The 24,207-nt window shown below is 65.1% G+C and carries 29 protein-coding genes; 12 read left to right on the plus strand and 17 right to left on the minus strand.

The features are described from left to right. Positions 1–106 precede the first annotated feature (106 nt). Both QMG83_RS12245 and QMG83_RS12250 read left to right on the plus strand, forming a co-directional pair. Entirely contained in the window at positions 107–703 is a 597-nt protein-coding gene (locus QMG83_RS12245; protein WP_283505910.1) for a sigma-70 family RNA polymerase sigma factor, read from the plus strand. Next, complete coding sequence (locus QMG83_RS12250) at positions 700–1,476, plus strand: anti-sigma factor (protein WP_283505687.1); 777 nt, start codon at positions 700–702, stop codon at positions 1,474–1,476. Before QMG83_RS12245 ends, QMG83_RS12250 begins: the two co-directional genes overlap by 4 nt. A gap of 76 nt (positions 1,477–1,552) precedes the next feature. Here QMG83_RS12250 and QMG83_RS12255 read toward each other — a convergent pair whose 3' ends face one another. The 13 genes from QMG83_RS12255 to QMG83_RS12315 all read right to left on the minus strand — a co-directional run bounded on the left by QMG83_RS12255 (position 1,553) and on the right by QMG83_RS12315 (position 14,766). Next, positions 1,553–1,969: a hypothetical protein gene (locus tag QMG83_RS12255; protein ID WP_283505688.1), complete on the minus strand. Its 417-nt coding sequence runs from the start codon at positions 1,967–1,969 to the stop codon at positions 1,553–1,555. 29 nt (positions 1,970–1,998) lie between these two features. Next, positions 1,999–2,253 carry a hypothetical protein gene (locus QMG83_RS12260; RefSeq protein WP_283505689.1) on the minus strand — a complete coding sequence of 85 codons (255 nt, stop codon included), beginning with the start codon at positions 2,251–2,253 and terminating at the stop codon, positions 1,999–2,001. A 9-nt stretch (positions 2,254–2,262) separates the two neighbouring features. Continuing rightward, positions 2,263–4,866: a WD40/YVTN/BNR-like repeat-containing protein gene (locus QMG83_RS12265; RefSeq protein ID WP_283505690.1), complete on the minus strand. Its 2,604-nt coding sequence runs from the start codon at positions 4,864–4,866 to the stop codon at positions 2,263–2,265. A 46-nt stretch (positions 4,867–4,912) separates the two neighbouring features. Next, complete coding sequence (locus QMG83_RS12270; protein WP_283505691.1) at positions 4,913–5,158, minus strand: hypothetical protein; 246 nt, start codon at positions 5,156–5,158, stop codon at positions 4,913–4,915. Between the two features lie 30 nt (positions 5,159–5,188). Beyond that, on the minus strand, positions 5,189–5,416 hold the full coding sequence (locus tag QMG83_RS12275; protein WP_283505692.1) for a hypothetical protein: 228 nt from the start codon (positions 5,414–5,416) through the stop codon (positions 5,189–5,191). A 329-nt stretch (positions 5,417–5,745) separates the two neighbouring features. Beyond that, positions 5,746–6,525, minus strand: coding sequence for a phosphate ABC transporter ATP-binding protein PstB (gene pstB, locus QMG83_RS12280; RefSeq protein WP_283505693.1), 780 nt, complete (start codon positions 6,523–6,525; stop codon positions 5,746–5,748). 25 nt (positions 6,526–6,550) lie between these two features. Further along, positions 6,551–7,633, minus strand: coding sequence for a phosphate ABC transporter permease PstA (gene pstA, locus QMG83_RS12285; protein WP_283505694.1), 1,083 nt, complete (start codon positions 7,631–7,633; stop codon positions 6,551–6,553). Then, on the minus strand, positions 7,633–8,574 hold the full coding sequence (pstC, locus tag QMG83_RS12290) for a phosphate ABC transporter permease subunit PstC (RefSeq protein WP_283505695.1): 942 nt from the start codon (positions 8,572–8,574) through the stop codon (positions 7,633–7,635). Before pstC ends, pstA begins: the two co-directional genes overlap by 1 nt. 120 nt (positions 8,575–8,694) lie before the next feature. Next, positions 8,695–9,801 carry a phosphate ABC transporter substrate-binding protein PstS gene (locus QMG83_RS12295; RefSeq protein ID WP_283505696.1) on the minus strand — a complete coding sequence of 369 codons (1,107 nt, stop codon included), beginning with the start codon at positions 9,799–9,801 and terminating at the stop codon, positions 8,695–8,697. Between the two features lie 141 nt (positions 9,802–9,942). Beyond that, positions 9,943–10,878 (minus strand): NUDIX hydrolase, encoded by a 936-nt coding sequence (locus QMG83_RS12300; protein WP_349357954.1) that lies wholly within the window; start codon positions 10,876–10,878, stop codon positions 9,943–9,945. A 2-nt stretch (positions 10,879–10,880) separates the two neighbouring features. After that, positions 10,881–13,058, minus strand: a complete 2,178-nt coding sequence (locus QMG83_RS12305; protein WP_283505698.1) for an RNA degradosome polyphosphate kinase — start codon at positions 13,056–13,058, stop codon at positions 10,881–10,883. A 219-nt stretch (positions 13,059–13,277) separates the two neighbouring features. Next, positions 13,278–14,105 (minus strand): mycothiol synthase, encoded by an 828-nt coding sequence (gene mshD, locus QMG83_RS12310; RefSeq protein WP_283505699.1) that lies wholly within the window; start codon positions 14,103–14,105, stop codon positions 13,278–13,280. Then, positions 14,077–14,766, minus strand: coding sequence for a response regulator transcription factor (locus QMG83_RS12315; protein WP_283505700.1), 690 nt, complete (start codon positions 14,764–14,766; stop codon positions 14,077–14,079). Before QMG83_RS12315 ends, mshD begins: the two co-directional genes overlap by 29 nt. 56 nt (positions 14,767–14,822) lie before the next feature. Here QMG83_RS12315 and QMG83_RS12320 point away from each other — a divergent pair, with 56 nt between their 5' ends. From QMG83_RS12320 to QMG83_RS12335, 4 genes are all read left to right on the plus strand, one after another. Continuing rightward, complete coding sequence (locus tag QMG83_RS12320) at positions 14,823–15,080, plus strand: hypothetical protein (RefSeq protein WP_283505701.1); 258 nt, start codon at positions 14,823–14,825, stop codon at positions 15,078–15,080. Between the two features lie 137 nt (positions 15,081–15,217). After that, on the plus strand, positions 15,218–15,814 hold the full coding sequence (locus QMG83_RS12325; protein WP_283505702.1) for a heme-binding beta-barrel domain-containing protein: 597 nt from the start codon (positions 15,218–15,220) through the stop codon (positions 15,812–15,814). Further along, on the plus strand, positions 15,783–16,838 hold the full coding sequence (ygfZ, locus tag QMG83_RS12330; RefSeq protein WP_502949034.1) for a CAF17-like 4Fe-4S cluster assembly/insertion protein YgfZ: 1,056 nt from the start codon (positions 15,783–15,785) through the stop codon (positions 16,836–16,838). Before QMG83_RS12325 ends, ygfZ begins: the two co-directional genes overlap by 32 nt. 10 nt (positions 16,839–16,848) lie before the next feature. After that, positions 16,849–17,955: an FUSC family protein gene (locus QMG83_RS12335; protein WP_283505704.1), complete on the plus strand. Its 1,107-nt coding sequence runs from the start codon at positions 16,849–16,851 to the stop codon at positions 17,953–17,955. A gap of 115 nt (positions 17,956–18,070) precedes the next feature. On the opposite strand, the gene QMG83_RS12340 is transcribed toward QMG83_RS12335, so the two are convergent. After that, positions 18,071–18,844 (minus strand): class I SAM-dependent methyltransferase, encoded by a 774-nt coding sequence (locus QMG83_RS12340; RefSeq protein ID WP_283505705.1) that lies wholly within the window; start codon positions 18,842–18,844, stop codon positions 18,071–18,073. Positions 18,845–18,880: 36 nt separating this feature from the next. Beyond that, on the minus strand, positions 18,881–19,321 hold the full coding sequence (locus tag QMG83_RS12345) for a hypothetical protein (RefSeq protein ID WP_283505706.1): 441 nt from the start codon (positions 19,319–19,321) through the stop codon (positions 18,881–18,883). 69 nt (positions 19,322–19,390) lie between these two features. On the opposite strand from QMG83_RS12345, the gene QMG83_RS12350 reads away from it, so the two are divergent. Together QMG83_RS12350 and QMG83_RS12355 are read left to right on the plus strand one after the other, a co-directional pair. Next, on the plus strand, positions 19,391–20,137 hold the full coding sequence (locus tag QMG83_RS12350) for a phosphoglyceromutase (protein WP_283505707.1): 747 nt from the start codon (positions 19,391–19,393) through the stop codon (positions 20,135–20,137). After that, the gene (locus QMG83_RS12355; protein ID WP_283505708.1) at positions 20,134–20,616 is read left to right on the plus strand and encodes a 2'-5' RNA ligase family protein; all 483 of its coding nucleotides are present in this window, start codon (positions 20,134–20,136) and stop codon (positions 20,614–20,616) included. The genes QMG83_RS12350 and QMG83_RS12355 overlap by 4 nt, the downstream gene beginning before the upstream one ends. Here QMG83_RS12355 and QMG83_RS12360 read toward each other — a convergent pair. Then, complete coding sequence (locus tag QMG83_RS12360; RefSeq protein WP_283505709.1) at positions 20,573–21,769, minus strand: DUF4192 family protein; 1,197 nt, start codon at positions 21,767–21,769, stop codon at positions 20,573–20,575. The genes QMG83_RS12355 and QMG83_RS12360 overlap by 44 nt on opposite strands. Before the next feature lie 267 nt (positions 21,770–22,036). On the opposite strand from QMG83_RS12360, the gene QMG83_RS12365 reads away from it, so the two are divergent. From QMG83_RS12365 to QMG83_RS12375, 3 genes are read left to right on the plus strand one after another with little or no spacing between them, the layout of a single operon-like run. Next, positions 22,037–22,507, plus strand: a complete 471-nt coding sequence (locus QMG83_RS12365) for a hypothetical protein (RefSeq protein ID WP_283505710.1) — start codon at positions 22,037–22,039, stop codon at positions 22,505–22,507. After that, positions 22,476–22,715, plus strand: a complete 240-nt coding sequence (locus tag QMG83_RS12370) for a ribbon-helix-helix protein, CopG family (RefSeq protein ID WP_283505711.1) — start codon at positions 22,476–22,478, stop codon at positions 22,713–22,715. The genes QMG83_RS12365 and QMG83_RS12370 overlap by 32 nt, the downstream gene beginning before the upstream one ends. Continuing rightward, positions 22,709–23,047 carry a type II toxin-antitoxin system PemK/MazF family toxin gene (locus QMG83_RS12375; RefSeq protein ID WP_283505712.1) on the plus strand — a complete coding sequence of 113 codons (339 nt, stop codon included), beginning with the start codon at positions 22,709–22,711 and terminating at the stop codon, positions 23,045–23,047. Before QMG83_RS12370 ends, QMG83_RS12375 begins: the two co-directional genes overlap by 7 nt. Positions 23,048–23,096: 49 nt before the next feature. Here the strand turns inward: QMG83_RS12375 and QMG83_RS12380 are convergent, their stop codons facing one another. Continuing rightward, the gene (locus QMG83_RS12380) at positions 23,097–23,282 is read right to left on the minus strand and encodes a hypothetical protein (protein ID WP_283505713.1); all 186 of its coding nucleotides are present in this window, start codon (positions 23,280–23,282) and stop codon (positions 23,097–23,099) included. A 179-nt stretch (positions 23,283–23,461) separates the two neighbouring features. On the opposite strand from QMG83_RS12380, the gene QMG83_RS12385 reads away from it, so the two are divergent. Further along, complete coding sequence (locus QMG83_RS12385; protein ID WP_283505714.1) at positions 23,462–24,115, plus strand: nuclease-related domain-containing protein; 654 nt, start codon at positions 23,462–23,464, stop codon at positions 24,113–24,115. Positions 24,116–24,207 lie beyond the last annotated feature (92 nt).

The raw sequence follows: 24,207 nt of genomic DNA on the forward strand, positions 1-24,207 counted from the left end.
CTCGCCTCGCGTCAGATTCAGGGGCAAACCAAACCCCTGTGTCAAGGGTCACGAATAACAAGTGATCAAGCGCACCGAGGAAGGTTTAAGTGTCATGCTGGAGACCATGTCTCGTGAGAATGATGTTTCAGCCGATCCCAGTGCGGGTCGAGCACGTGCGGCGAGCCAACAAGACCTTCTTGAACGCGTCGCCAACGGCGATCAACTGGCGTTCAGTGAGCTGTATGACCAGATTTCGCCCCGCGTTTTTGGCCTGATCAAGCGTCTGCTGCGTGACCACTCCCAGTCGGAGGAAGTGACGCAGGAGGTTTTCCTGGAGATTTGGCAAACCGCAACCCGGTTTGATCCGAATAAAGGGGCAGCAGCAACATGGATTCTCACCATGGCTCACCGCAGGGCGGTAGACCGGGTGCGTTCCTCACAATCGTCACGAGACCGCGACACCCGTATCGGCATCCGTGATTACAATCCCGACTACGACAATGTCGCAGAAACCATCGAAGTCCGCGTCGAACACGAAAGGGTGGAGAAAGCCATGACACGACTGACAGAATTGCAGCGCCAGGCTGTCTCCCTCGCATACTACGGCGGGTTCAGTCACAGCGAAGTAGCCGCAAAGCTGAGCGTGCCGATCGGTACGGTCAAAACACGATTGCGCGACGGCATGATCCGTCTGCGCGATGAGCTGGGGGTGACGTCATGACTCCCCGTAAACAGGATGTTGACAGCATGTCCGGGGCATACGCCCTGCACGCATTGAATGAGGATGAGACCCGCCAGTTCGAGGCTCACCTCGCCGAGTCCGAAGCAACCCGCAATGAGGTCACCGAGCTGACCGACACGGCCGTCCTTCTGGGGCTGGCCGTCGACCCCGTGACGCCTCCCGCTTCCCTGAAGCAGGGCATCATGGCTCAGCTCGCCAGCACACCACAACTGCCCCGAGAGGTGCCCGTTGCGGCCCCGGTCGACATCAGCAGCTTCAACGGCAAGGCTGCGGCCAAGGCCCAGGCGCGCTGGTTTTCCAAGCCGCTGACCGCGCTCGCGAGTGTTGCTGCAGCGGTCGTCCTGATCGTCGGTGGTGGTGTTGTCGCCAATACCGTCAACGACACGTCGTTCCAGCAGGCGCAGGCCAACCAGCTTGCCGCGATCGGATCCGCCAGCGACACCCAGCGTGTCGACACCAAGGTCGACGGGGGTGGCTCGGCAACACTGATGTGGTCTGGCGAGCTCGCATCGGCGGCCTTCATGGTCTCCGGGCTTGAGGAACTTCCCTCAGACAGGGTCTACGAGCTGTGGTACATCGGCAGTGACGGCCCTCGCGCGGCGGGAACCTTCACGATCGATGACGAGGGCAACGCCTGGCGCGTGCTCGACGGCGAGATGAAGGGCGGCGACGTCGTCGGCGTCACGATCGAGCCTTCCGGCGGATCGAAGACCCCGACAACGGATCCGGTCATCAGCATCGAACCCGCCTAACCGGCACCCGCTTACGAACGGCCCCCGAGCGATCGGGGGCCGTTTCGCGTTCCCGGGACGCCGCGCGACAAGCTCCTCAGCCGGCGAAAGTTCCGGGACCAGCCGAGGTGTCGGCGTTATCGTGCGACTCCTCGGCCATCGATGGTGATTCACCAAGGAAGACCGCCTCGGATGCGGCCAGTGCTTCGGGGGCAGCCCCTGCCGACGTCGCTGTCGAGACGTCGAAGTTCTCGGATGTCTGCCCGGGGAGCGCCCCTGATTCACCGAGAAATGCCCGCTCGGCTGTTGACGGTGCGTCGGGGGCTGCTCCGGCCGAGGTTGCTCCGTCAGTGAGTGCGCTCTCGAATGAATCCGTGCCATCGTTTTGGTTTGATCCTCGGACGGCCGACTGCTGTGCGGGCATTCCTGCGTTCTCGGCCACGGCATCCGGTACCGATGTGAGGCTGGCGGCTGGTGAAGGCTTATCGTCTTCAACGGTAATGATGAGGCGCATTTCGGGCTCCTAACTCACGTGTGTCGTGCTCAATTGAGAACCGCGTATCTGCCCTCGAAGGTGACGGTCTGTGCGGTCAGGTTCTTGACGGTGAGCCAATAGGTGCAGCGGCTCGCATCGGCTCTTTCGACCGCGACATCCCATTCGACCTGGGGGTTGCCCACCTGCGGCGAGGTGGGCACCATGTACCAGACCACGTGGCTGGACGCCGACCAGCCGAAGGTGAACCACCTCCGGGACTGTTGGGGAGCAAGGGATCCCGTGAACTGAACGTTGGTATACATAAACCCCTCCTAATAACGGCTGAGGATCGCGTATCGACCCTCGAAAGTGACCGGGACACCCGTCAGGTTAGTGACGCTGATCCAATACGTCACATATTCCGCATCGGCCCGCTCGACTCGAACTTTCCACGTGACTTGTGGAGCCCCGGAATTGGGGGATGTCGGCATGACAGTCCAGACAACATGCCATGTCGCCGGCCATCGGAAGGTGAACCATCGTTTGGTTTCGCGCGGGGCGAGGGAACCCGTCCATTGAGTGCCGCAGATGGGGGAGGTCAACCACCCGTCCACCGGAATCTGCCACACGCCCCGATTGCGGGTTCCTGCCCTCAAGACGCGCGCATGCGGATGGAAGATCAGATCCCCGATGTACGCCGTGGGCAGCCCGTTGGAGAAGGTCGACCAGGTCGCGCCGCCGTCGGTGCTCTGATAGACCCCCAGGTCTGCACCAACCCACACTCGATTCGAATTGGCGTCATCGACAGCGATCGCCGTGATCGGGATGTTCGGAAGACCCGCCGAGCGGTCGGTCCAGGTTGTCCCGCCGTCGTCAGAGCGAAACACCCGACCACCGTTCATTGCGCTCGAGGTCGCCCACAGCCGGCCCCCGGCGCCGGGAGTTGCGTGCAGATCGCTGATCCAGGCCGCCCTCGGGACGGTCAGCGCGGCTGGTGCGGACCAGCTGCCGCCGGAGAAGCGGCTTCGCAGCACTCGCCCGTCGGTCAGACCAACAATCACCGTGTCGGGGTCGGGCAGGTGGAGTGCGCTCGCCGTTCCTGCCGTGGGAAACGCGAGACGTGTCCAATTGGTGGCGTTGTCGCGCGAAACGTACAGAGCCAACCCGCCAAGCGCAACAGTGTTGCCGCCGGATGCGCTGTATTCCACCGGAACGTAGAACAATCCCGGACCTTCCCCGGCCGGACGCGGCGGCGTCACAAAGTTCCATGAACCGAGGGCCCCGCCCGTAGTCGATCGCAACATGGTCCCGTTCTGACGGGTATGCACAAGCGTGGTGGGAAGCCCACGATTCACCCCACAATCGCCACCGTCAGCATCTCCAACGTGCTCCCAGGTGGACGGCCCCAACCAGCGGTTGGTCCCGTTGTCTTGCGTGCCGCCGATCACAAACCGGGAGGTGCCGACATCCTGAGCGATGTATTCGAACTCGCTGATGACAAGGCCGTTGTTGCACGACACCCAGGTGACTCCGCGGTCCGGACTGCGGAACAGCCCGCCGTCGTTGCCGGCATACACAGTGTTCGGCAACCCGGGCGCGAAGGCGATCGACTGTTGATCCGGGTGGATCGAGTCGCCGGCCTGCTTGGACGACAGATTCGTCCAGGCCCACCGCCGTCTCAGAAAATCACCGCGATGCATGTCGATGGCGCCCAGATATACCTGGGTATCGCGATCCGGTGCTGCGGCGACGTACCAGTCGTACCAGGCCTGGTTGCCGCTGACGTCAGACGGTGGGGCGACCGTGCTCCACGTTCCACCGCTGCGCCGCCACAGGAGTGTTGTCACCGACTGATCGCTGTTCAGCTGGGCACCCCATCCGTAGGCCACCGCCGGATTCGACGGCGCGATGCTGACCGCGAACCGGAAGAAGCTGGTGGGTGCTCCGGCCAACGTTACGGACGTCCACGTTGTGCCGTTATCGGTGGAGCGAAACAGGCCGTCCCGGCAGGCCGCGAGGGCCTCCGTCCCGCCTGGGTCGAGCGAAACCGACCAACAGACGCCCGACCGACGTCGGGTCCAGGTCGAACCGCCATCGGTTGACACGAACAGGCCCCCGGTGGTGGCGGCGTACAGTCGCTGGCCGTTGGTGCGGTCGACCGCAATCTGGAAGAAGCCCTGACCGACGAAGGGGGTGGTGCACAGCGACGTCCAGGTAGCGCCACCATCGGTGGAGCGCAGGATTCCGTTGCCGAGGTAGGTGTAGCCCCACCAGGCTCCCTCGCCGGTGCCGCAGTAGGCGATCGCACCATTGTTCGGGTCGAAAGCCAGAGCTCCGACCGACAACGTGGCTTGGTAGTCGGTGCGAGGGATCCAGGACCCACCAGCGTCGCGGCTCTCCCACACACCGCCGTTGGCGGAACCGGCAAGCACATGTGTGGGCTGACCGGGGTCGACCGCGACGGCCGAGAGGCGCCCGGACACGTTGACCCGGGAACTGCCATACGTCTGGCCATTGGTGACGGTATGCGGGCCGATGGACTGCCAGCGCGGTCCGGAACCTGTCGGCGGACCCATGACTGCTGCCGCGTCATGGTAGGCATCCACGAGCGACTCGCGCGCTGTCTCTGCTTGCTCCTCCTCAACGGTGGGCTTCGACGCCGTGCTCTTCTTGCTTGTCTTGCTCTTGGGAGCAGCCTGACGGGTTTCGACAGCGGGAGCCAGGTCGAAGCGTTCGGCGGCTGCGAACACTTCGGGCGCATGATCCGCCTCCACGATGGCATCCACCGCTTCTTCCATCAACGCGTCAAGTCCGTGGCTCTTGAGTTGCTGGAGCAACCGCAACATCGGCTTACCGCCGGGGGTTTGCGCCGCTAGAACGGGCGTTGAGTCATCCACCTCTGCTCGCCCGACTGATTCGTCTTCGGCGATTTTCATTGCCATCACTTCCTTCGACGAGGTGAACCCGCCATCGGTGAGCTAGCTAGTTCGACCCGTTTCGAACCTGATCGTGGGGGCGGTCGCTCTCCCCACCATCGCGATCAGCCTCAACCGAATCGTCGAGCGGCATTGACTCTTGTGGAGTCACCTCGTCCGACTCAGTATCAAGCTGCAACTTCCGCAGAGCCTCCTCGACCTGATCGGCCGGCAGTCGAGACTGCAGGTACTGACGGAGGCGTTCCTCGGCTCCGTGAGAGTCCGCCGTTTCCTCTTCCTCAGGGGGTTTCACGTCGTCTCACCCCCACATGCCAAAATCGGGTCACGCCTCTCGGGCGCGGGCGCGCAGCACGACAGTGCGCGTGCCTAAGCCAGCTGCGATGAGCGCGACGACGCCGAACGCGGCGACCAGCGCCCACTCGAGTGCGCCGCTGCCTTGATCGGGATCTATGCCGAAAACTGCTTCGATCCAGGGGGGATACATCGCTGTCACGATGGCAAGGATCAGGAAGATTCCCGCCGAGACGAACTCCAGAATCATTCGAATCATTGGGGGCTCCCACCTCGAATTATTTGGTGCCGTGCACACGGTATATACCCAATTCGGGTTGTTGTCAATCAATCGGGTTTTCGGCACGAAATCTCGCCAGCCCCACCGCCCGGCCACGCGTCTGCGCGCCCCGCGGAATCCCGCCGCCCCCTTCCGAAATGACGGAACGGAGCGTGTCGCGCCCGCCAAGATCCGCCAGTTTCCGGATGCCGCGTCCTCCGAATCGGCGTCACTTCCGTCATTTCGGAATGAGCGGTGAGCGCTGCGCGCCGCCACCGGCGCACGAAAAAGGGCCCCCGATCGCTCGAGGGCCCCTGGTCAGGCGCGGATCAACCGAACTTGCCCGAGACATAGTCTTCGGTGGCCTGCACGCTGGGCTTCGAGAACATCGTGACGGTGTCGTCGTACTCGATGAGCTTGCCGGGCTTGCCCGTTCCAGCGATGTTGAAGAACGCCGTGCGGTCAGAAACCCTGGATGCCTGCTGCATGTTGTGAGTCACGATCACGATCGTGTAGTCGAGCTTGAGCTCCTCGATGAGGTCCTCGATGGCGAGGGTGGAGATCGGGTCGAGCGCGGAACACGGCTCATCCATGAGGATCACCTCGGGGGAGACGGCGATCGCCCTGGCGATGCACAGGCGCTGCTGCTGCCCGCCCGACAGGCCGGATCCGGGAAGCGCCAGGCGATCCTTGACCTCGTTCCAGAGGTTCGCACCCTGCAGCGACTTCTCGACGAGGTCGTCACCGTCGGTCTTGCTCATGCGCGTGTTGTTGAGCTTGACGCCGGCGAGCACGTTGTCGCGGATCGACATGGTCGGGAACGGGTTCGGGCGCTGGAACACCATGCCGACCTGGCGACGCACCAGCACGGGGTCGACCCCTGGGCCGTAGAGGTTGTTGCCGTCGATCAGCACCTCGCCTTCGACGTAAGCGCCGGGGATCACCTCGTGCATCCGGTTCAGGGTGCGAAGGAACGTCGACTTGCCGCAACCGCTGGGGCCGATGAAGGCCGTCACGGTGCGGGGCTCGATCTTCAGCGTGACATCCTCGACGGCCTTGAACTTGCCGTAGTAGACGTTGAGGTCGTTGACTTCGATGCGCTTTGACACGGGATTCCTTTTTGTTACGCGCCGCTTAGCGGCCGAGCTTGGGGGAGAAGATGCGGGCGATCATGCGGGCGATCAGGTTCAGCAGCATGACGATCAGGATGAGCGTCAGCGCGCCGGCCCACGCGCGATCAAGGTACGGCTGCACGTCCGAACCGGGGTTGGCGTACTGGGTGTAGACGAAGACCGGCAGCGACATCATCCGGTCGTTGAAGAGGTCGTAGTTCATGCTCGCCGTGAAGCCCGAAATGATGAGCAGCGGGGCGGTCTCGCCGATGACGCGAGCGATGGCGAGCGTGATGCCGGTGGTGATGCCGGCAAGCGAGGTCGGGATGACGATCTTGAGGATGGTCAACCACTTCGGCACACCGAGCGCGTACGACGCCTCGCGCAGCTCGTTCGGAACGAGTTTCAGCATCTCCTCGCTCGAACGCACCACCACCGGAATCATCAGGAGCGACAGGGCGATGGACCCGCCGAAGCCGAAACGGATTCCCGGGTCATCCAGAATCAGCGCGAAGAACGCGAACGCGAACAGCCCGGCGACGATCGAGGGGATGCCCGTCATCACGTCCACGAAGAACGTGATGGCGCGCGCCAGGGCGCCCTTGCCGTACTCCACGAGGTAGATGGCGGTGAGCAGCCCCACTGGCACCGAGATGAGCGCGGCAGCGCCGGTGATCAGCAGCGTGCCCATGATGGCGTGGAGGGCTCCGCCGCCCTCGCCGACGATGTTGCGCATCGACTGGCTGAAGAAATCCGGGTCGAACCGCGGTACCCCGTTGGAGACGACGGTGAACAGCAGCGAGATGAGCGGGATGAGCGCGATGAGGAAGGCGCTGACCACCAGGGCTGTGACGAGCCGGTCTTTGGCCTGACGGATGCCCTCGACGAGGAGCGCGAACACGAAGATGAGCACGATGAACAGGATCGTTCCGAGGAACAGAGCCGCAGCGATGTTGAACTCGGAGTCGGATGCGGCGGCGATCAGGGTGAAGACGACGCCCATGATGGCCCAGCTGCCGCCCAGGATCGCCCAGGTGGCCCACTTGGGCAGGCGGCCGGTGGTGAGGGAGTTCACTATTCCCGTGGTCTGCGCTGAGGCGCTCATCAGTTCGCTCCCGAGAATGCCTTGCGGCGGTTGATGACGACGCGGGCGATCGAGTTGATCACCAAAGTGATGATGAACAGCACCATTCCTGTCGCGATGAGCGCGTTGACGTCGACGCCGTGCGCTTCGGGAAAGTTGAGCGCGATGTTTCCGGCGATGGTGGCCGGGTTCTGCGAGCTGGTGAGCACGAAGTTGACGACCAGCGCGGGCGAAAGCACCATGGCCACGACCATCGTCTCGCCGAGGGCGCGGCCGAGGCCGAGCATCGCCGCCGAGATCATGCCGGGGCGGCCGAACGGGATAACCGCCATCTGGATCATCTCCCAGCGGGTGGCGCCCAGGGCGAGGGCTGCTTCCTCATGCAGGCGGGGTGTTTGCAGGAAGACTTCCCTGGTCACAGCGGTGATGATCGGGATGATCATGACGGCGAGCACGATCGCGACGGTGAGGATCGTGCGACCCGTGCCCGAGACATCCCCAGCAAAGAAGGGCAGCCAGCCCAGGTTGTCGACCAGCCAGCCGTAAAGGGGAGTCACGGCGGGGGCGAGAACCTTGATGCCCCAGAGACCGAAGACGACGGATGGCACGGCGGCCAGCAGATCGATGATGTAGCCGAGCCCCTGGGCGATCCGGCGGGGGGCGTAGTGCGAGATGAAGAGGGCGATGCCGATGGAGATCGGGAGGGCCATGACCAGCGCGAGGAACGCGGCCCAGACGGTGCCGAAGACCAGCGGCCCGACGTAGGCCCAGAAGCTCGACGGCGAACCCTTGAGTTCGGCTGGGTCGACGACCAGGGCCGGGATCGACTGGGCGATGAGGAAGACGGCGACCGCGGCGAGGGCGGCGAGGATGAGGCTGCCGGCGACGATGGTGCTGCCGGCGAAAATTCGATCTGCGGGGCGGAGCGTTGATCTCGGCTTACGCGGCGAGGCTGTCGTCATACCTGTCTTCCTGCGAGACCGTGCTGGGCTGGGGGAGCTGTGTGGTGCTGATCAAGTCTGTCGGGCTGCGGCACGGGGTGCAATGCGCACCCGTGCCCCAGCCCGACAGCGGTGGTGTTGTTACTTGATGGCGTCGAGAACTGTCGCGACCTTCGCGGACAGCTCCGGAGCCAGCGGCGCTGCACCGGCTGAGGTTGCGGCTTCGGTCTGGCCGGCCTCGCTGGTGATGTACTGGATGTACGACTTCACAACGGGAGCGGCCTCAGCGTCAACGAACTCGTTGCAGGTGATGATGTAGCTCACCAGGACGAGCGGGTAGTGCGTCGGGTCGGTCGTGTTGCGGTCGAGCTTGATCACGAGGTCGGTCGGGCCGGCCGTGTCGCCAGCAGGCGATCCGGTGACGACCGCGGCGGCCGCCTCGGGGCTGTAGGTAACGAACTCGTCGCCGACCTTGATCGCTGCAACGCCGAGCGAGCCGGCCTTGGATGCGTCAGCGTAACCGATGGTGTTGGAGCCGTTGGTTACTGCATCGACGACACCGGAGGTGCCCTGTGCTGCTTCGCCCACCTTGTACGGGAATGGGTCAGCGGCGGGAGCGTCCCAGATCTCCGCGGCGGCCTTGTTCAGGTAGTCCGTGAAGTTCTTGGTGGTGCCCGAGTCGTCGGAGCGGTGAACCGCGGTGATCGGAGCCGACGGCAGCGTGGCGTCAGCGTTCAGCGCGACGATGGCCGGGTCGTTCCAGGTGGTGATGGTGCCCTTGAAGATGCCGGCGAGGGTCGCAGCGTCGAGGTTGAGGTTGTCAACACCCTCGACGTTGAAGATCACGGCGATGGGCGAGATGTAGGCGGGAACCTGCACGTAGCCGGTGTCGGGAACGCAGGCAGCGAAGCCGCCGTCGATCTCTTCCTGCTTGAGAGCCGAGTCGGTTCCGGCGAAATACACGCCGCCGGCGATGAACGCCTCACGACCTGCACCCGAGCCCGAAGGGTCGTAGTTGATGGTGACGTCGGGGTTGGCGGTCTGGAACGCGGCAACCCACGCCTCCTGTGCCGAACCCTGCGACGATGCGCCAGCGCCGTCGATCGTGCCGGAAAGTTCGCTTCCGCCTGCACCCGGGTCGGTGGTGCCACCCTCGTTTGCTGCACACGAGGACAGGAGGATGGTTCCTGCGATAGCGACTGCGCCGATGGTGGCGAGGCGCTTGTACTTGGACAGTACAGAGTTCAAAGTGGTATCCCTTTCAGGAGATTTCGCTGTGATTTCAGTGTGTGGGCCGGTGCGACCCAAGGTGAAACACTATGCACGGCGGTTAACCACGGTCGCCCCCGGAGGTGAACGGAAGGTTAACGCTCCCGAAATTCCGGCCGGTCAGGCTGGGGAGTGGGTCTCTACGGCGACAATTCCGGCCGAGTTTTTGGTGCGCGCAATGTGCAACACCGTGAAGTCGCCCGTGGAGAGCGACGATGCGTCGTGCAGTGCGCCGCTCATCGCGGTGCCTGCCTGCTCGGCGAACTGGGAGATGAGGCGGGGCAGAACCGGCCCGTGGCTGCAGAGCACAGCGCTGACGCGCTTCTTAAGCTGGCGGCTGACGACCGCCGGCAGGTCTGACGTTCCGTTCTCGAGCGCATCCTGGCTGATCCGGTCGCTCGGCTTGACCTCGAGCCCTGTCACCGCCGCGAGGGGCGCCACCGTCGCGAGGCACCGTGCTGCCGTGCTGCTGATGATTTTCTCCGGGCCGAAGGCCGCGATGCCCTTCGCGATGGTCGCGGCCTGGTCGCTGCCGCGATGCATCAGGGGGCGGGTGGCATCCGGGCCGTCCCACGCCGAGGGAGCCACCGCCTTGCCGTGCCGGACCGCGATGATCGCGAAGGTCCGGATGCAGTCGGCGTCGAGCAGTTTCTCAAAGCGATCGAGCACGTCCAGATCGTGTGGGTACGTCAGCCGCTTGCGAGCCTTCGCGACGGGCAGCCATTCGAGGGCCGCGATCTCGTCGTTGGGCTGGAACTTCGCGAGCTCAAGAGCGTGATCGTTGACCTCCGCCGCCCAGTAGTAGACGAGCTTCTCGCGGCCGCTGGGCAGCGTGTAGTCAACGGTTCCAAGAGGGGGGCCGAGGGTGATGGAAAGCCCGGTCTCTTCACGGATTTCGCGCACGGCGGTCTCGGGAAGGGTCTCGCCCGGGTCGACCTTGCCTTTGGGCAACGAGTAGTCAGCGTGGGTCGCCCGGTGCACGACCAACACCTTGGTCTTGCCATCGACGATGCGCCAACAGACGGCTCCCGCCGCGAGCACTGGTGCTGTTGTCACACTCAACGGCTGCTGCTGCGCTTGCGCTGGGATACCTGCTTCATAAGAACATTCTGCATGTCCTGCAGCTGACTGCCGTCCTCGGCGAGGTGATGGCGCGTCCAGGTGCCGTCGGATTCCAGCCACCACGACGACGTTTCGTCTGAGAGGGCGAGCTCAAATTGCTGGTGGAGTTCGGCGAGATGGTCGGGGCTGGTGATGCGCACCAGCGCCTCAACCCGTCGGTCGAGGTTTCGGTGCATCATGTCTGAGCTGCCGATGAAAACCTGCGGGTCGCCGTTGTTGACGAACGAGAAAATGCGCGCGTGTTCGAGGTAGCGCCCCAACACGGAGCGCACCGTGATGTTCTCGCTGAGGCCCTCAACTCCGGGCCTGATCGAGCAGATCCCGCGCACCACAAGCTCGACCGGAACACCGGCGTTGCTGGCGCGGTACAGGGCGTCGATGATCGCCTCATCGACGATGGAGTTCAGTTTGATCCGGATGCCGGACGGCAGCCCTGCCTTCGCATTCGCCGTCTCGGTCTTGATGTGTTTGAGCAGCCCTTTCCTGAGGTGCATCGGGGCAACAAGCAGCCTCTTGAACTTCTTCTCGATGGCGTAGCCGGATAGTTCGTTGAAAAGCCGTGTCAGGTCTTTGGCGACGGTGCCGCTCGCCGTGAGCAGCCCGAAGTCTTCGTAGATGCGGCTGGTCTTCGGGTTGTAGTTTCCGGTTCCGATGTGGCTGTAGCTGCGCAGCACACCGTTCTCCTGCCGCACCACCAGCGCGAGCTTGCAGTGGGTTTTCAGGCCGACCAGCCCATACACGACATGCACGCCGGCCTTTTCGAGCTTGCGTGCCCAGTTGATGTTGGCGGTCTCGTCGAAGCGCGCCTTGATCTCGACGAGCGCCAGCACGGCCTTGCCGGCTTCTGCCGCCGAGATGAGGGCCTGCACGATGGGGCTGTCGCCGCTGGTGCGGTACAGGGTTTGTTTGATGGCGAGCACGTTGGGGTCAGCCGCGGCCTGCTCGAGGAACGCCTGCACGCTCGTGGAGAACGACTCGTACGGGTGGTGCAGCAGCACGTCCTGTTTCGCGATCGAGGCGAAGATATTGGGTGAGGCGTTCGGCTCGCTGGGCAGCAGTGCGACGCTGGTGGTCGGCACGTGGCGTGGGTACTTGAGCTTCGGCGCGTCGACCTTGGTGAGTTGGAACAGGCCGCCGAGGTCGAGGGGTGCCGGCAGGCGGTAGACCTCCTGCTCGGTGATGTCGAGCTCGCTCATCAGCAGACCGAGGGTCACGTCATCCATGTCGTCGGTGATTTCGAGGCGGATCGGCGGCCCGAAACGACGGTTCAGGATCTGCTTCTCGAGCGCCTGGAGCAGGTTCTCTGATTCGTCTTCGTCGACCTCGAGGTCTTCGTTGCGGGTGACCCTGAACTCGTGGTGTTCGAGAATCTCCATGCCGGGGAACAGGTCACCCAGGTGGTTGGAGATGAGGTCTTCGAGCGGGATGAACCGCAGCAGGCCGCGCTTGTCGTCGGGTAGCTGCACGAACCTGGGCAGGTTCTGCGGCACCTTGAGGCGGGCGAATTCTTCTTTGCCGTTTTTGGGGCTTCGCACCCTGATCGACAGGTTCAGCGACAGCCCGGAAATGTAGGGGAAGGGGTGCGCTGGGTCGACGGCGAGCGGCATCAGCACCGGGAAGATCTGCGCAGAGAAGATCTCGTCGATGCGAATACGGTCGGCTTCGTCGAGGTCGGCCCAGGTCTCGATGTGGATGTCTGCGGCATCCAGTTCTGGCTTGACGATCTTGCGGAACGCCTGCGCGTGGCGTTCCTGCAGCTCGTGGGCTTTCGCACTGACCATGTCCAGCACCTCGACGGGGGTGCGACCCACGTTGGTCGGCACCGCGAGCCCGGTGAGGATGCGCCGCTTCAGGCCGGCAACCCGCACCATGAAGAACTCGTCGAGGTTGCTGGCGAAGATGGCGAGGAAGTTGGCTCGTTCCAGGAGCGGCTGGGCCGGATCTTCGGCCAGCTCAAGCACGCGCTGGTTGAAGGCGAGCCAGCTCAGCTCCCGGTCCAGGAAGCGGTCGGGCTCCAGCGTGCCGTCGTCGATGCTCGACGACTCGTCGACGTCGTACTCGTCGAGGGAGTCTGTCGCGTCTGCGGCATCGGTGAGGCTGAGGGAACTGTCCATCTGCTCATCCTGCCATCCGTGCGTGAACGCGGGATTAATTCTGGTGGCTTTTGCGCCGCGCCTTGCCCCGGTGCCCGCGTTCGTGCAAGGGCGCGGAGGCCGCCCCCGCCGAGGATCAGCCGAGGGCATGCCCGCGATTTCGGGATGTCAGTTCAGACTGACGTCAGTCTGAACTGACATCCAAAAAACGGCGAGGCCGGTGCGGGCGGTGCGCCAGAATCAGCCGCGGGCGACCCAGCGGTACTGCACGTCCACCGAGCGGTTCGTGAAGCCGATCCCGCGATAGAGCTGCAGCGCCGGGGCGTTGTCGCCCTCCACGTACAGGTGCGCAGTGTGGATGCCACGGCTCGCCAGTCGCGCCATCCCCGCCTCGACGAGCCGCCGCCCCAGCCGCTCACCCTGCCGGCGTGGGTCGACACCGACCACGTAGAACTCGCCCTCGGCAGCAGACTCCACCTTCAACCAGCAGAACCCGATGATCGCCCCGTCGTGACGAAGCACCAGAAAGTCGTCGGCATCGAACCACGGCTCGGCGATCGTCGTCTCGAGGTCGGCGCGCGTCATCCGCCCCTGCTCAGGATGCCCGGCAAAAGCCAGCGCGTTCAGCTTGAGCCACGCGTCACCCTCCTCCGGAAGCCGAATCGGGCTTACGTCGAGGTCGCTTGACTCGTCAGGAGGCACGTCGGCTTCGAGGTGCAGCAGCGTGCGCGCCGCGTCGAGGCCGTGGCTCGCGGCGAGAGCCCGGGCGCCGGGGTGGTCGCCGTGCGCCCAGAACAGCAGGTCGCCCGCGGCCCGAGAGGTGAGGTGCTCGAGCATGCGGGTTCCGAGGCCGCGGCGGCGGGCATCCGGGTCGACCACAAACTCGGCAGACGTGTCGGCGGAGACGATCGCTGCCGCGTCATCCAGCCAGATCAGCGACGCGGTGCCCTGACGCAACTCGACCAACGCGCCGTCGGAGAACGGGGGAGAGCCGTCGGTGGCCCTGGCCCGAGCGATCAGATCGGGCAGCGAGGGGCCGCTAAGCGTTGGCGAGAGAGGGTCGCTCATTGTCATCGTCATAAACGTTGAATCGGTAACCGACGTTGCGCACGGTGCCGATGAGCGACTCGAGGTCGCCGAGCTTGGCCCGCAGGCGCCTCACGTGCACGTCGACGGTGCGCGTGCCCCCGAAGTAGTCGTAGCCCCACACCTCGCTGAGCAACTGCTCGCGCGTGAACACCCGCGACGGGTGGGTGGCGAGAAACCGCAGCAGCTCGAACTCCTTAAACGTGAGGTCGAGCGGCCGGCCATGAATTTTCGCCGAGTACGACGCCTCGTCGATGACAACACCGGACGCCTGGATTTTCGACGAACCGGCGTTCTGCGCCTGGCGGCCGAGAGCGAGCCGGATGCGAGCATCGGCCTCGGCGGGGCCAGCCGTGACCAGAATCACATCGTCGACACCCCAGTCGGCCGAGACCGCGGTCAGGCCGCCCTCGGTGAGGATGAGGATCAGAGGAACGTTGACGCCGGTGGTCGTGAGGATCTTGCACAGCGACTTCGCGCTCGCCAGATCCTGCCGGGCATCCACGAAAATGAGGTCGCAGCTGGGGGCGGAGATCAGTGACGCCGGGGACGCCGGAATCTGTTTGGTGGCGTGGCTGAGTAGCCCCAATGCGGGTAGGACTTCGGTGTCCACCGCAGAGGTCAGAATTAATAGCTGAGCCAAAGTGCCTCCAAAAGTGGTGGGGACAGTCTAATGGCCGATCGAATAGCATGGATTTTATGAGTTGGCAGGCGGCAAGCGTGATCCCCGTATGGCTGATCGCGTTGGCTGGAGCCATCGTGATTGGCGTCCTGTCGCCCCGCGACGAGTACTTCACCTGGCTCGGCGTTGTGATGGCCTCGGCAGTGATCGCGACGTTCGCGATCCAGCTGGCCACCCGCCGCCCCGAAGGGTTCGTCGTTCGCGCGATGGCGAGCATCGGTGTGAGCGTCGTCATTCTCGCCGTGGCATCAGGCGCAGCCGTTCTCTTTGGATAGGATTGGGCCATGCTGCTCGCACTCGAACTCTTCTTCGTCGGCCTCCTCGTGCTGGCGACGCTGTCGATCGGTTTCGTCTCCGTCGTGGTGCTGTACAACCTGTTCCGCGGCCAGCGCTGAGCTGAAAGGGAGGCACAGTGATTGAACTGGATGCCACCAACCCGGCAGAACTCGCCCCCATCTCGTGGCTCATCGGGCTGTGGGAGGGCACCGGAATCGTCGATTACAAGGTCGGCGACGAGACGCGCTCCCTCGAGTTCGGCCAACGGCTGAGCTTCACGCACGACGGGCTTCCGCACCTCAACTACAACTCGTACACCTGGCTGCTCGATGACGACCGCACGCCGCACGTCACCGAGACCGGCTACTGGAAGCTGACCAGGCCCGCGCTCGACGGCGACCCCGGTCCGGGGCTGCTGCCCGGGATCGGTCCACGTCCGTTTTCGACGGCCCGCGCGGTCGAGACGCTGCGCCGCTCAGACGGCAGCTTTGAGATCGAGGTGTCGATCGTGCATCCGGGAGGCGTCAACGAGTTCTATCTCGGACGCGCCAACGGCCCCCGCATCGACCTGTCGACCGACGCCGTCATGCGCACTGCCAGCGCCAAGGAGTACTCTGCGGCCACCAGGCTCTACGGTCTCGTCGACAACCACCTGCTGTGGGCGTGGGATATCGCGGCCCTCGGCCAGGACCTCCGCACCCATGCTTCGGGAAGGCTCGCTCGTGTCGAATGACTTTGCTGCACGGCCCGGCGCCGTGGGCGACCCGCCGCAGCACTACGGCAACCCGCTCAGCGAGCAGAAGGCGCTCGCATCCGGTGAGGCGATTGTCGACCTCTCCGACCGCGCCGTCATCACCGTGACCGGGCCAGACCGACTCACCTGGCTCGACTCGCTCACCTCGCAGGCCGTCGCAAAGCTCGCGCCGGGGGAGTCGGCCGAAACGCTGCTGCTCGACCCGTCCGGCCGTGTCGAGCACGCGATGCGTCTCGTCGACGACGGCGAGACAGCCTGGCTGCTGGTCGACGCGAATCAGGGCGCGAAACTGACCGCCTGGCTCGACCGCATGCGGTTCATGCTGCGCGTGGAGGTCGCCGATCGCACCGCAGACTTCGCCACCGTCGGAACCCTCGGCACGCAGGAGTTGCCCGCCGTGGCCACCTGGCGCGACCCGTGGGCGGACGGCCCCGGCCACACCTATGCCGCGACGAGACCGGATGCGCCCTGGTCGTACAGCGAGGTGCTCGTCGAGCGCGGCGCAGACCTCAGCGCGTTCCCGGCCGCGGGAAGCCTCGCACTGGAGGCGTTGCGCATCGCGGCGTGGCGTCCGCGGCTCGCGACGGAAGGCGACGAGAAGACGATCCCGCACGAGCTCGACTGGCTTCGCTCGGCCGTTCACCTGGCCAAGGGCTGCTACCGCGGCCAGGAGACCGTGGCCAAGGTGCACAACCTCGGGCACCCTCCGCGCAGGATCGTCATGCTGCACCTCGACGGATCCGACGGAGTGCACGCCGCCGCCGGTTCACCCGTGCTGCTCGGTGACGCGGAGGTCGGCCGCGTGACATCCGCGGCTCTGCACTATGAGCTGGGCCCGATCGCTCTCGCCGTCGTGAAACGCAGCGTTGACCCCGCGGCCGAGCTCGTCGTGAGAGTCGACGAGACACTCATCGCCGCGGCCCAGGACGTGATCGTTCCGACGGATGCCGGAGCCTCAGCGAACGTGCCGCGCCTGCCCCGCCTCGGCGCCGTTCGGCGATGATCGACACCCCGTGACCGAGTCCGCTCCACTGCGCCGACTCGCACGTCGGGTGCACGTGCGGGCGACACTGCGGTCAGCTGGACGGCGCGGTGCGGAATCGCTGCCAGCGGTCATCCAAATCGTCGTCGCGTCAGTCGTCTCGTACTCGATTTCGCACTATCTGCTCGGGCACCCCGCCCCCTTCATCGCGGTAGCCGTGACGATCACCTCCCTCGGGCTCACGAGGGATGCCCGGCCGCGGCGAGTGTTCGACAACGCCCTCGGGGTGGCGATCGGCATCACGCTGAGCGAGCTGCTGGTGTTCGTCGTCGGCAGAGGCGTCTGGCAGATCGCGATCGTGCTGTTCGTGGTGCTGCTGATCGCCCGGGTGTTCTCACCGAATCCGGCGTTCGCTGTCGCTGCCGCCGTGCAGTCCGCGATCGTGGTGATCGTGCCGGGGCCTACCGGTCTCGTCTTCACTCGCACCCTCGATGCCGTCGTCGCGGGCGTGGTGGCGCTCGCCGCCACCGCGCTGATCCCGCGCAACCCGAACAAGGATGCCGCCCGCGAACGCCGCCGGCTGTTTGCGGCGGTCGACGAGGGCATCGGATCCGTCGTCGACTGCCTCCGGGATGCGGATGAGGCCGCCGGCGAGCTCGGGCTCGCCCGTCTCAGGCGCACCCAGCCGATGATCGACGCCTGGACGGCCTCGCTCGAGAGCGCGATCGCGGTAGCCCGCATCTCGCCGTTCCTCAGGTCCAGGTTGCCGGAACTTCACCGCGACGTGCGGTTTCTCGCCGCCGCGGATCTCGCAGCCAGGCACATGCGCACGCTTGCCCGCCGCACGGAGTTTCTGGTGCGCGACGGGGTTCGGCGCCCAGCGCTCGCCGAGATCGTCGAGCAACTCGGCACCGGCATGCGGCTCATCGGTGACGAGGCGGACGACCCGCAGGTCGGCGGATCCGCGCGGTCATTGCTGACGGATGTCGCGCGCCGCCTCACCCCATCCGGCATCGTCCCCGACGGCCACGTCACAGACCTTGCGATCGTGCTGATGTTGCGTCCGCTGGCCGTCGACCTGCTGGTGGGCACGGGAATGCCGATCGACGAGGCGCGAGCGCTGCTGCCCGAGGTGTAGCGGGCTCACCACTCGCGCCGAGACCTCCACTTCTGCTGGGTTCGCGCGCGCCCAGACCGCAAAAGTGGAGGTCTCGACGCGGCGCGCGGGCCGCGGGGCGCTCAGGCGGCCGGGCTCACCACTCGAAGCCGCGCGGCGCCACCGCATCCCACGCCACCGTCAGCTCGCCGAGCCGCCAGCGCGCCTTCGTGCCCTGGATCGGCCAGCTCTGCTTCATGGATGCCGCGACCGCCGCCCAGCGCTGCGACGGCCCGTACACACTGAGGGGCGCGTGCACTTGCCACCAGCGGTCGAGGTCGGCGAGGTAGCTGTGCACGGATTCCCCGGGAACGTTGCGGTGAATGAGCACCTTCGGCAGCCGCTCCGCGACGATAGACGGCCGGTCGAGGTCGGCCAGGCGCAGGCTCACGGTGAGGGTCTGGGGGCCGGCGGCCGTGACATCCACCCAGCTGGCGACCCTGCCGACCTCATTGCAGGTGCCCTCCACGAGCACCCCGCCGGGCTGCAGCCGGCCGACCATGCGCCGCCAGTTCTCGAGCACCTGCGACTCGTCATACTGCCGCAGCACATTCAGGGCCCGGATGATCGTGGGAGCCTCGCCCGGAACCTCGAAGCCGCCCAGCCTGAAGCTCACCCCCCGCCGCGAGCTGAGGGAGGCGATCCGCACGCGTTCCGGCTCGATCTCGATGCCGACGACCTCCACATCGGGCCGCACGCGCGCCAGTCGCTGGTGCAGTTCGAGCGAGGTGGTCGCGGATGCCCCGTAGCCGAGATCGACGACGAGGGCAGTGGGCGCCTGCCGCAGTACGGGCAGTTGCGCGATCCACCGGTCGATGCGGCGGAGCCGGTTGGTGCCGGTGGTTCCGCGGGTGACCTGGCCGATGGGCATGCGCCCATTCTCCCGCAACCCCGATGCGGCGGACCGCTACTCCGGCAGGTTCCAGCGGAAGCGCGAGGTCTTCCTTGATCCGATCCACATGGGCACCTTCGCGGCGAACCCGATCGCGAAGAACCCGCCGACGCCGAGCACGGCGGCCACGAATCCGGTGATGGCCAGCCACTGGATGCCGTTCCCGACCCCGAGCGAACCGCCGATGAGTCCCGCCACGAAGAGAGCGCCAATGAATCCGCCGCCGGGCCAGATCGCTTCGCCACCGAGCACGGCAGCGATCAAGAGCGGCACCACGATCCCGCCATACAGGAGGCCCTGCACGAGCAACTCCTGCCACGGCTCGGGGGAGCTGTCGAGAGTGCTTCCGTAGATGAGGCCGGCGACGGGAACTATGAAGACGGCAGCGGTCAGCACTTTGGTCCAGTTTCGGATGGTGCGGGCGCTGAAGCGATACCGATATGCAGGAGCGGGCATGCGAACCATTCTCCCGCAACCCGCCACGTCTACCCCCCGCGACTGCCCCCCATCGCTACGCTGTACCCCATGACGCACACTCTCATCCTCCTTCGCCATGGCAATTCAGACTGGAACCAGAAGAACCTTTTCACGGGCTGGGTCGATGTGCGTCTCAGTGATCAGGGTGTCACCGAGGCGACCCGCGCCGGCGAGCTGCTCGCCGAGGCCGGCCTGAAGCCGGACATCTCGTACACGAGCCTCCTGACCCGCGCCATCCAGACCGCCAACATTGCTCTCGACGTCGCCGATCGCGCGTGGCTGCCGGTCAAGCGCACCTGGCGCCTCAACGAGCGTCACTACGGCGCGCTGCAGGGGTTGGACAAGGCCGAAACCCTCGAGAAGTTCGGCCCCGAGAAGTTCATGGAGTGGCGCCGCAGCTTCGATGTGCCGCCGCCCGTGCTCGATGACGACGCCGAGTACAGCCAGGTTCACGACGAGCGCTATGTGGGCATCGACGGCGAGATTCCCCGCACCGAGAGCCTCAAGCTGGTCATCGACCGCATGCTCCCGTACTGGGAATCAGACATCATCCCCGACCTCGCCGCCGGCAAGACCGTGCTGGTCACCGCCCACGGCAACTCGCTGCGTGCGCTCGTGAAGCACCTCGACGGCATCTCGGACGACGCCATCTCTGAGCTCAACATTCCTACCGGCATCCCGCTGGTGTACGAGCTCGACGACAACTTCATGCCCACCGGCCCCGGAAAGTACCTCGACCCTGAGGCCGCTGCCGCTGGGGCTGCCGCGGTCGCCGCTCAGGGCGCCAAGAAGTGACCTCAAGCCGGTTCACTGTCAGTGCGCTGCTTGAGCCGGCCAGCGATTTCTCGTCCACCCGGTGGCCACTGCACCTGACCGTGGTCGGTAATTTCGTGCTCGAAGGGTCAACCTACGATGTGCGCGATTTCCTGGTGGATGTCACGGCATCCCATCCACCGCTGACCCTGCTCGGCGGTCGGGATGACTGGCTCCCCGGCGACCAGTGGGTCACCAGGATCGAGCCGAACGTGGCGCTCACGGAGCTGCACCAGGAGTTGCGACAGGGTTTGCTTCTGCTCGGCGCCCGGTTCGAGGCATCCGGTGTCATGCAGCATTTCGCTCCGCACGTCGCCGTGCAGAAGACGTCGCGGCTGCGCAGGGGCGACACCGTGATGGTCGGCGAGCTTGCGCTGATCGACCGCGCGCCGGGTGGAGACCCGACCAGCCACGAGATCATCGCACGCGGCAAGCTGCAGGATCTGGCCGCGCTGCGCTAGCTGCCGCGTCACCCCCGCCGTAAACCCACTCCGGGAGCATGCCCGCGTCGAGCATCGTGTTGAGCAGCAGCGCCATGCTGTGATTCGGATCGATCGCCAGCGCCATGTCTGAGGCGGTGCCGGCTGCCGAGCCACGACCCAAGCTCCACTGCAGCCAGCTCAACATGCACAGTGGACCGGGCCGGTAGTGGTCGGGGATGTTCGCGATGAGCTCCTTGAGTAGCTCAATACACCCCTTGACGCGCGGCACGTTCGGGCGGCGCGACCCCTTCCCGCCAAGGAGGTTGTTGCTGTCATCGAGATCGATGCGGCCTGCGTCAACCTCGCGCTGAACGACCTCATCCATTGTGCTGCCGGATTCGGCCTGAAGGAGGTGATACTGCGCGTTCGATTGGAGTATGGCCTCGCCGAACTCGCAGCCGAAGGCGATGGTGATGCTCATCACGTCGCGGTCGCTGGGGCGTTGGGCCATCGAGAGCATCCACGCGCTGACCTCCAGCGGAGGTGTCGGGTTCTCGGCGATCGAACACGAACACGATGCGGGGTCGACATCCATGAGTTTCGTGAGCCGATTGAGCTCCAGCATTGCCTCATCGGTGTGCCGTTCGAATCCATCGAGCAGGAATTCGAGCCGCTCAGCGATAAGCGGGTCGCGCTCGGGAAGCGCAGCAACGTCGTCGAGATCGTTCAGCACCTCGTGGCCACTCAACTGTGACGCGACCTCGCTGTCGGTGATCATGCTGAGAGGATGCCCCTGCCGCGGGTAGCCCGTATCGAAGTAGTCGGCCCACCCATCGCCGGCAACGCACAGCGCATTGGGCAAGTGGAACCCCGCCCCGTGGATTCTCGCACTCAGCATTCGGCCCAGCTCCAGTTGGGGGATGCCGTGCTCGCCCTCGAAGGTCTCGTCGGTGTAGATGATCATCGAGGCGCCGCTGATTCCGGTGATGCGACTCAGCATTCCGACAATGGTGGATGCGACGGCCTTCTGGTTACTGCGTCGCTGCCGGGGGAGGTCCAGCCGAAGCAACTCAGCCGTGCGTCGCCCTCGGAATGCGACGCAGACGATGCTGTTCCTCGGTCGGAAGCCGAGCAGCACGGGGACGGCGGAGAGGAAGTCGGCGGCGGTTGCTGCGTGCAGGATTTCGGTCATGCCGCCATGGTGAACCCCTCGTTGAGCTTCAACTGGAGGCCGGCGGGAATCTGTGCAGAAGTCGCAGCCTGTGGAGAACTCGGGTGTTCCTTGCGTGCGATATTCGCAGCCGTGACCGATGCCGATATGGATGACGCGATCGACGAGCGGGTCCTCGCGGTGCTGACCGAGCGTTGCGCCCCTTCTGCACAGGCGCCACCTGCGGTGGGTTCTCCCCCGACCCGGGACCTTCCTCCATAGGGGCTACCTCGATGCACACCATGTCTCATGACACGACCGAACTACGACGACATCCGCACTATCCCGCTGCCCACCGATCGCGAGCTCATCCCGCACGTGCAGGTCATGCTTGAGCAGTCGCTGCGCCGGCAGGTGTGGATCATGTTCCTTGACGAACACTCCAGACCGCTGCCGATCCTTATACCGATGGATGTCGACGCCGAAGCGTGCGAGCGTGACTCCGCTGACCTCGTCTCCGCGCTCAGTTGCGTGCTTCTCGATCTGGAAAAGGCGACCATCGTCATGACCCTCGAGCGACCGGGTCCGATAGAAACCATGGATCGCGACCGGCGCTGGCTGCGCACGTTGAGGGAGGCGTGCGTCGGATCAGGGATGGCGTTCCGCGGGCCATTCCTCCTGCTCGGCGGCGAGGTTAAGCAGGTGCCGCCCGATGACTATGTCGGTATACCGTGGGTATACTCGCCTTATGACGAGTACGACGATCAAGGTTCCTTCTGAACTGCGTGATCGACTCAATGCCGAGGCGCGCAAGGAGGGACGCACTGTGGCTGAGGTGATCGAGAAGCTCCTCCTCGAGCGGGGGAGGGCGGATCGGTTCCGGGCGATCCGGGAGGTCCGTGCCGCGCAGACCCCTGAGCAGATGGCCGACTACCTGGCTGAGCACGAGGAGTTTGCCTCCATGAACGTGCTGCCTCCCGAATGGTGATTCTCACGGGCGACATTCTGTGGGCCGAACTGGGATCGGGCCGCGGACGCGAGCAGACGGGCCGTCGGCCGGTGGTTGTTGTCTCGTCGAATGAGTATCTGGCCTCGGTCGACAGTCTTCTACTCGTCGTGCCGGTCACCTCACGAGATCGAGGGTGGCCGAACCACGTGGCGCTCACGGGGCCGACCGACCTCCAACGCCCGAGCTACGCGATGACCGAGCAGATTCTGAGCGTCTCCCGCGACCGGATCGTCGGCGCCGCCGGAAGCATCAACCAGGAATGCCTCGACCGCATGCGCGTGTACCTGCGCGACTTCCTCGACCTGTGGTGAGGGCAGCATTGGTACCGCTATTCACCGTCGGATCCTACGATCCGTTTTTCTACTCAGGGGCGTCGCGCTTGCCCTCTTCGGCAGCGCGCACCGACCTCACCTGATCTGCGAGGTCCGCCTTCGCCGCCTCGGTGTCGCGCCCTTGCCGGGTCTCAACATCAGGACCCTCGGCCTCGATGATCTCCGTACTCTCGACCGTCTCCGTGTTCTCGACGCTCTCGTTCGTGTCAGGCATGCGTGCTCCTTCGTGTTGCGTCCAGTTCACACCGGGTGCCCGACATGCTTCTAGGGGTTGTGGATGCCCGGCAGGGGTGGCAAGGACGTCGCGGTGCGGCTGCTGATACATGTGGCGCCCCCGAACGTGGGGTTGGGCGCCCGTGCGCACCTGAGCTAATCTCACCAACGGGGGCATTCATGGCGAGCATGGCAGACGGCAATAACGCAGGGTCATCAGCTCGACGGGAGTATGACCGGCGCAGTGCGAAAGACGAGGCACGCATCCGTGCCGAGTGGGGCCGCTTCGGCGGCATCGCGGTGGCGCTGACGCCAGAGCGTCCGAGCACAAGGGCATGGGCTACGGGCGCGGTCGGCGAAGAGCGTGTGGGGGCGCGGCTGGACACACTCCAGTCAGACAGCGTTCGGGTACTTCACGACCGACGCATCCCGGGTTCCAAAGCGAACGTGGACCACCTCGTCGTCACATCCAGCGGCATCTGGGTCATCGACGCCAAGAAATACAAGGGCCGCCCGGAGCTTCGCGTTCAGGGAGGGTTGATCCGACCCCGAGTCGAGAAGCTCTTCGTCAACGGTCGAGAGAAGACCAAACTTGCCGAGGGCGTGCAGTGGCAGATCGACTGCGTCAAGAAGGCCTTGGGCGATGTGCCTGTGCGCGGCATTCTCTGTTTCGTTGAAGCGGACTGGCCACTCATCGGTGGTTCATTCGTCGTCAATGGAATAGACGTGCTGTGGCCGAAGAAGCTGGTCTCCCACATTGCAGCGGCCCAGCCCGGGACGGTGGATGTCGCTGCTGTGGAGGCGACGCTGCTGAGCAAGTTTCGGGCCGCGTAAGTCGTGCGGCCAAATACGTGATCTGTCCGACGGAGCGCATCGAGCCCACGCTGGCTGCCGTGCTCGATATCTAGCGACCGGACACTGCTACG

Source organism: Salinibacterium sp. G-O1, from assembly GCF_030063305.1.
GTDB lineage: Bacteria > Actinomycetota > Actinomycetes > Actinomycetales > Microbacteriaceae > Rhodoglobus.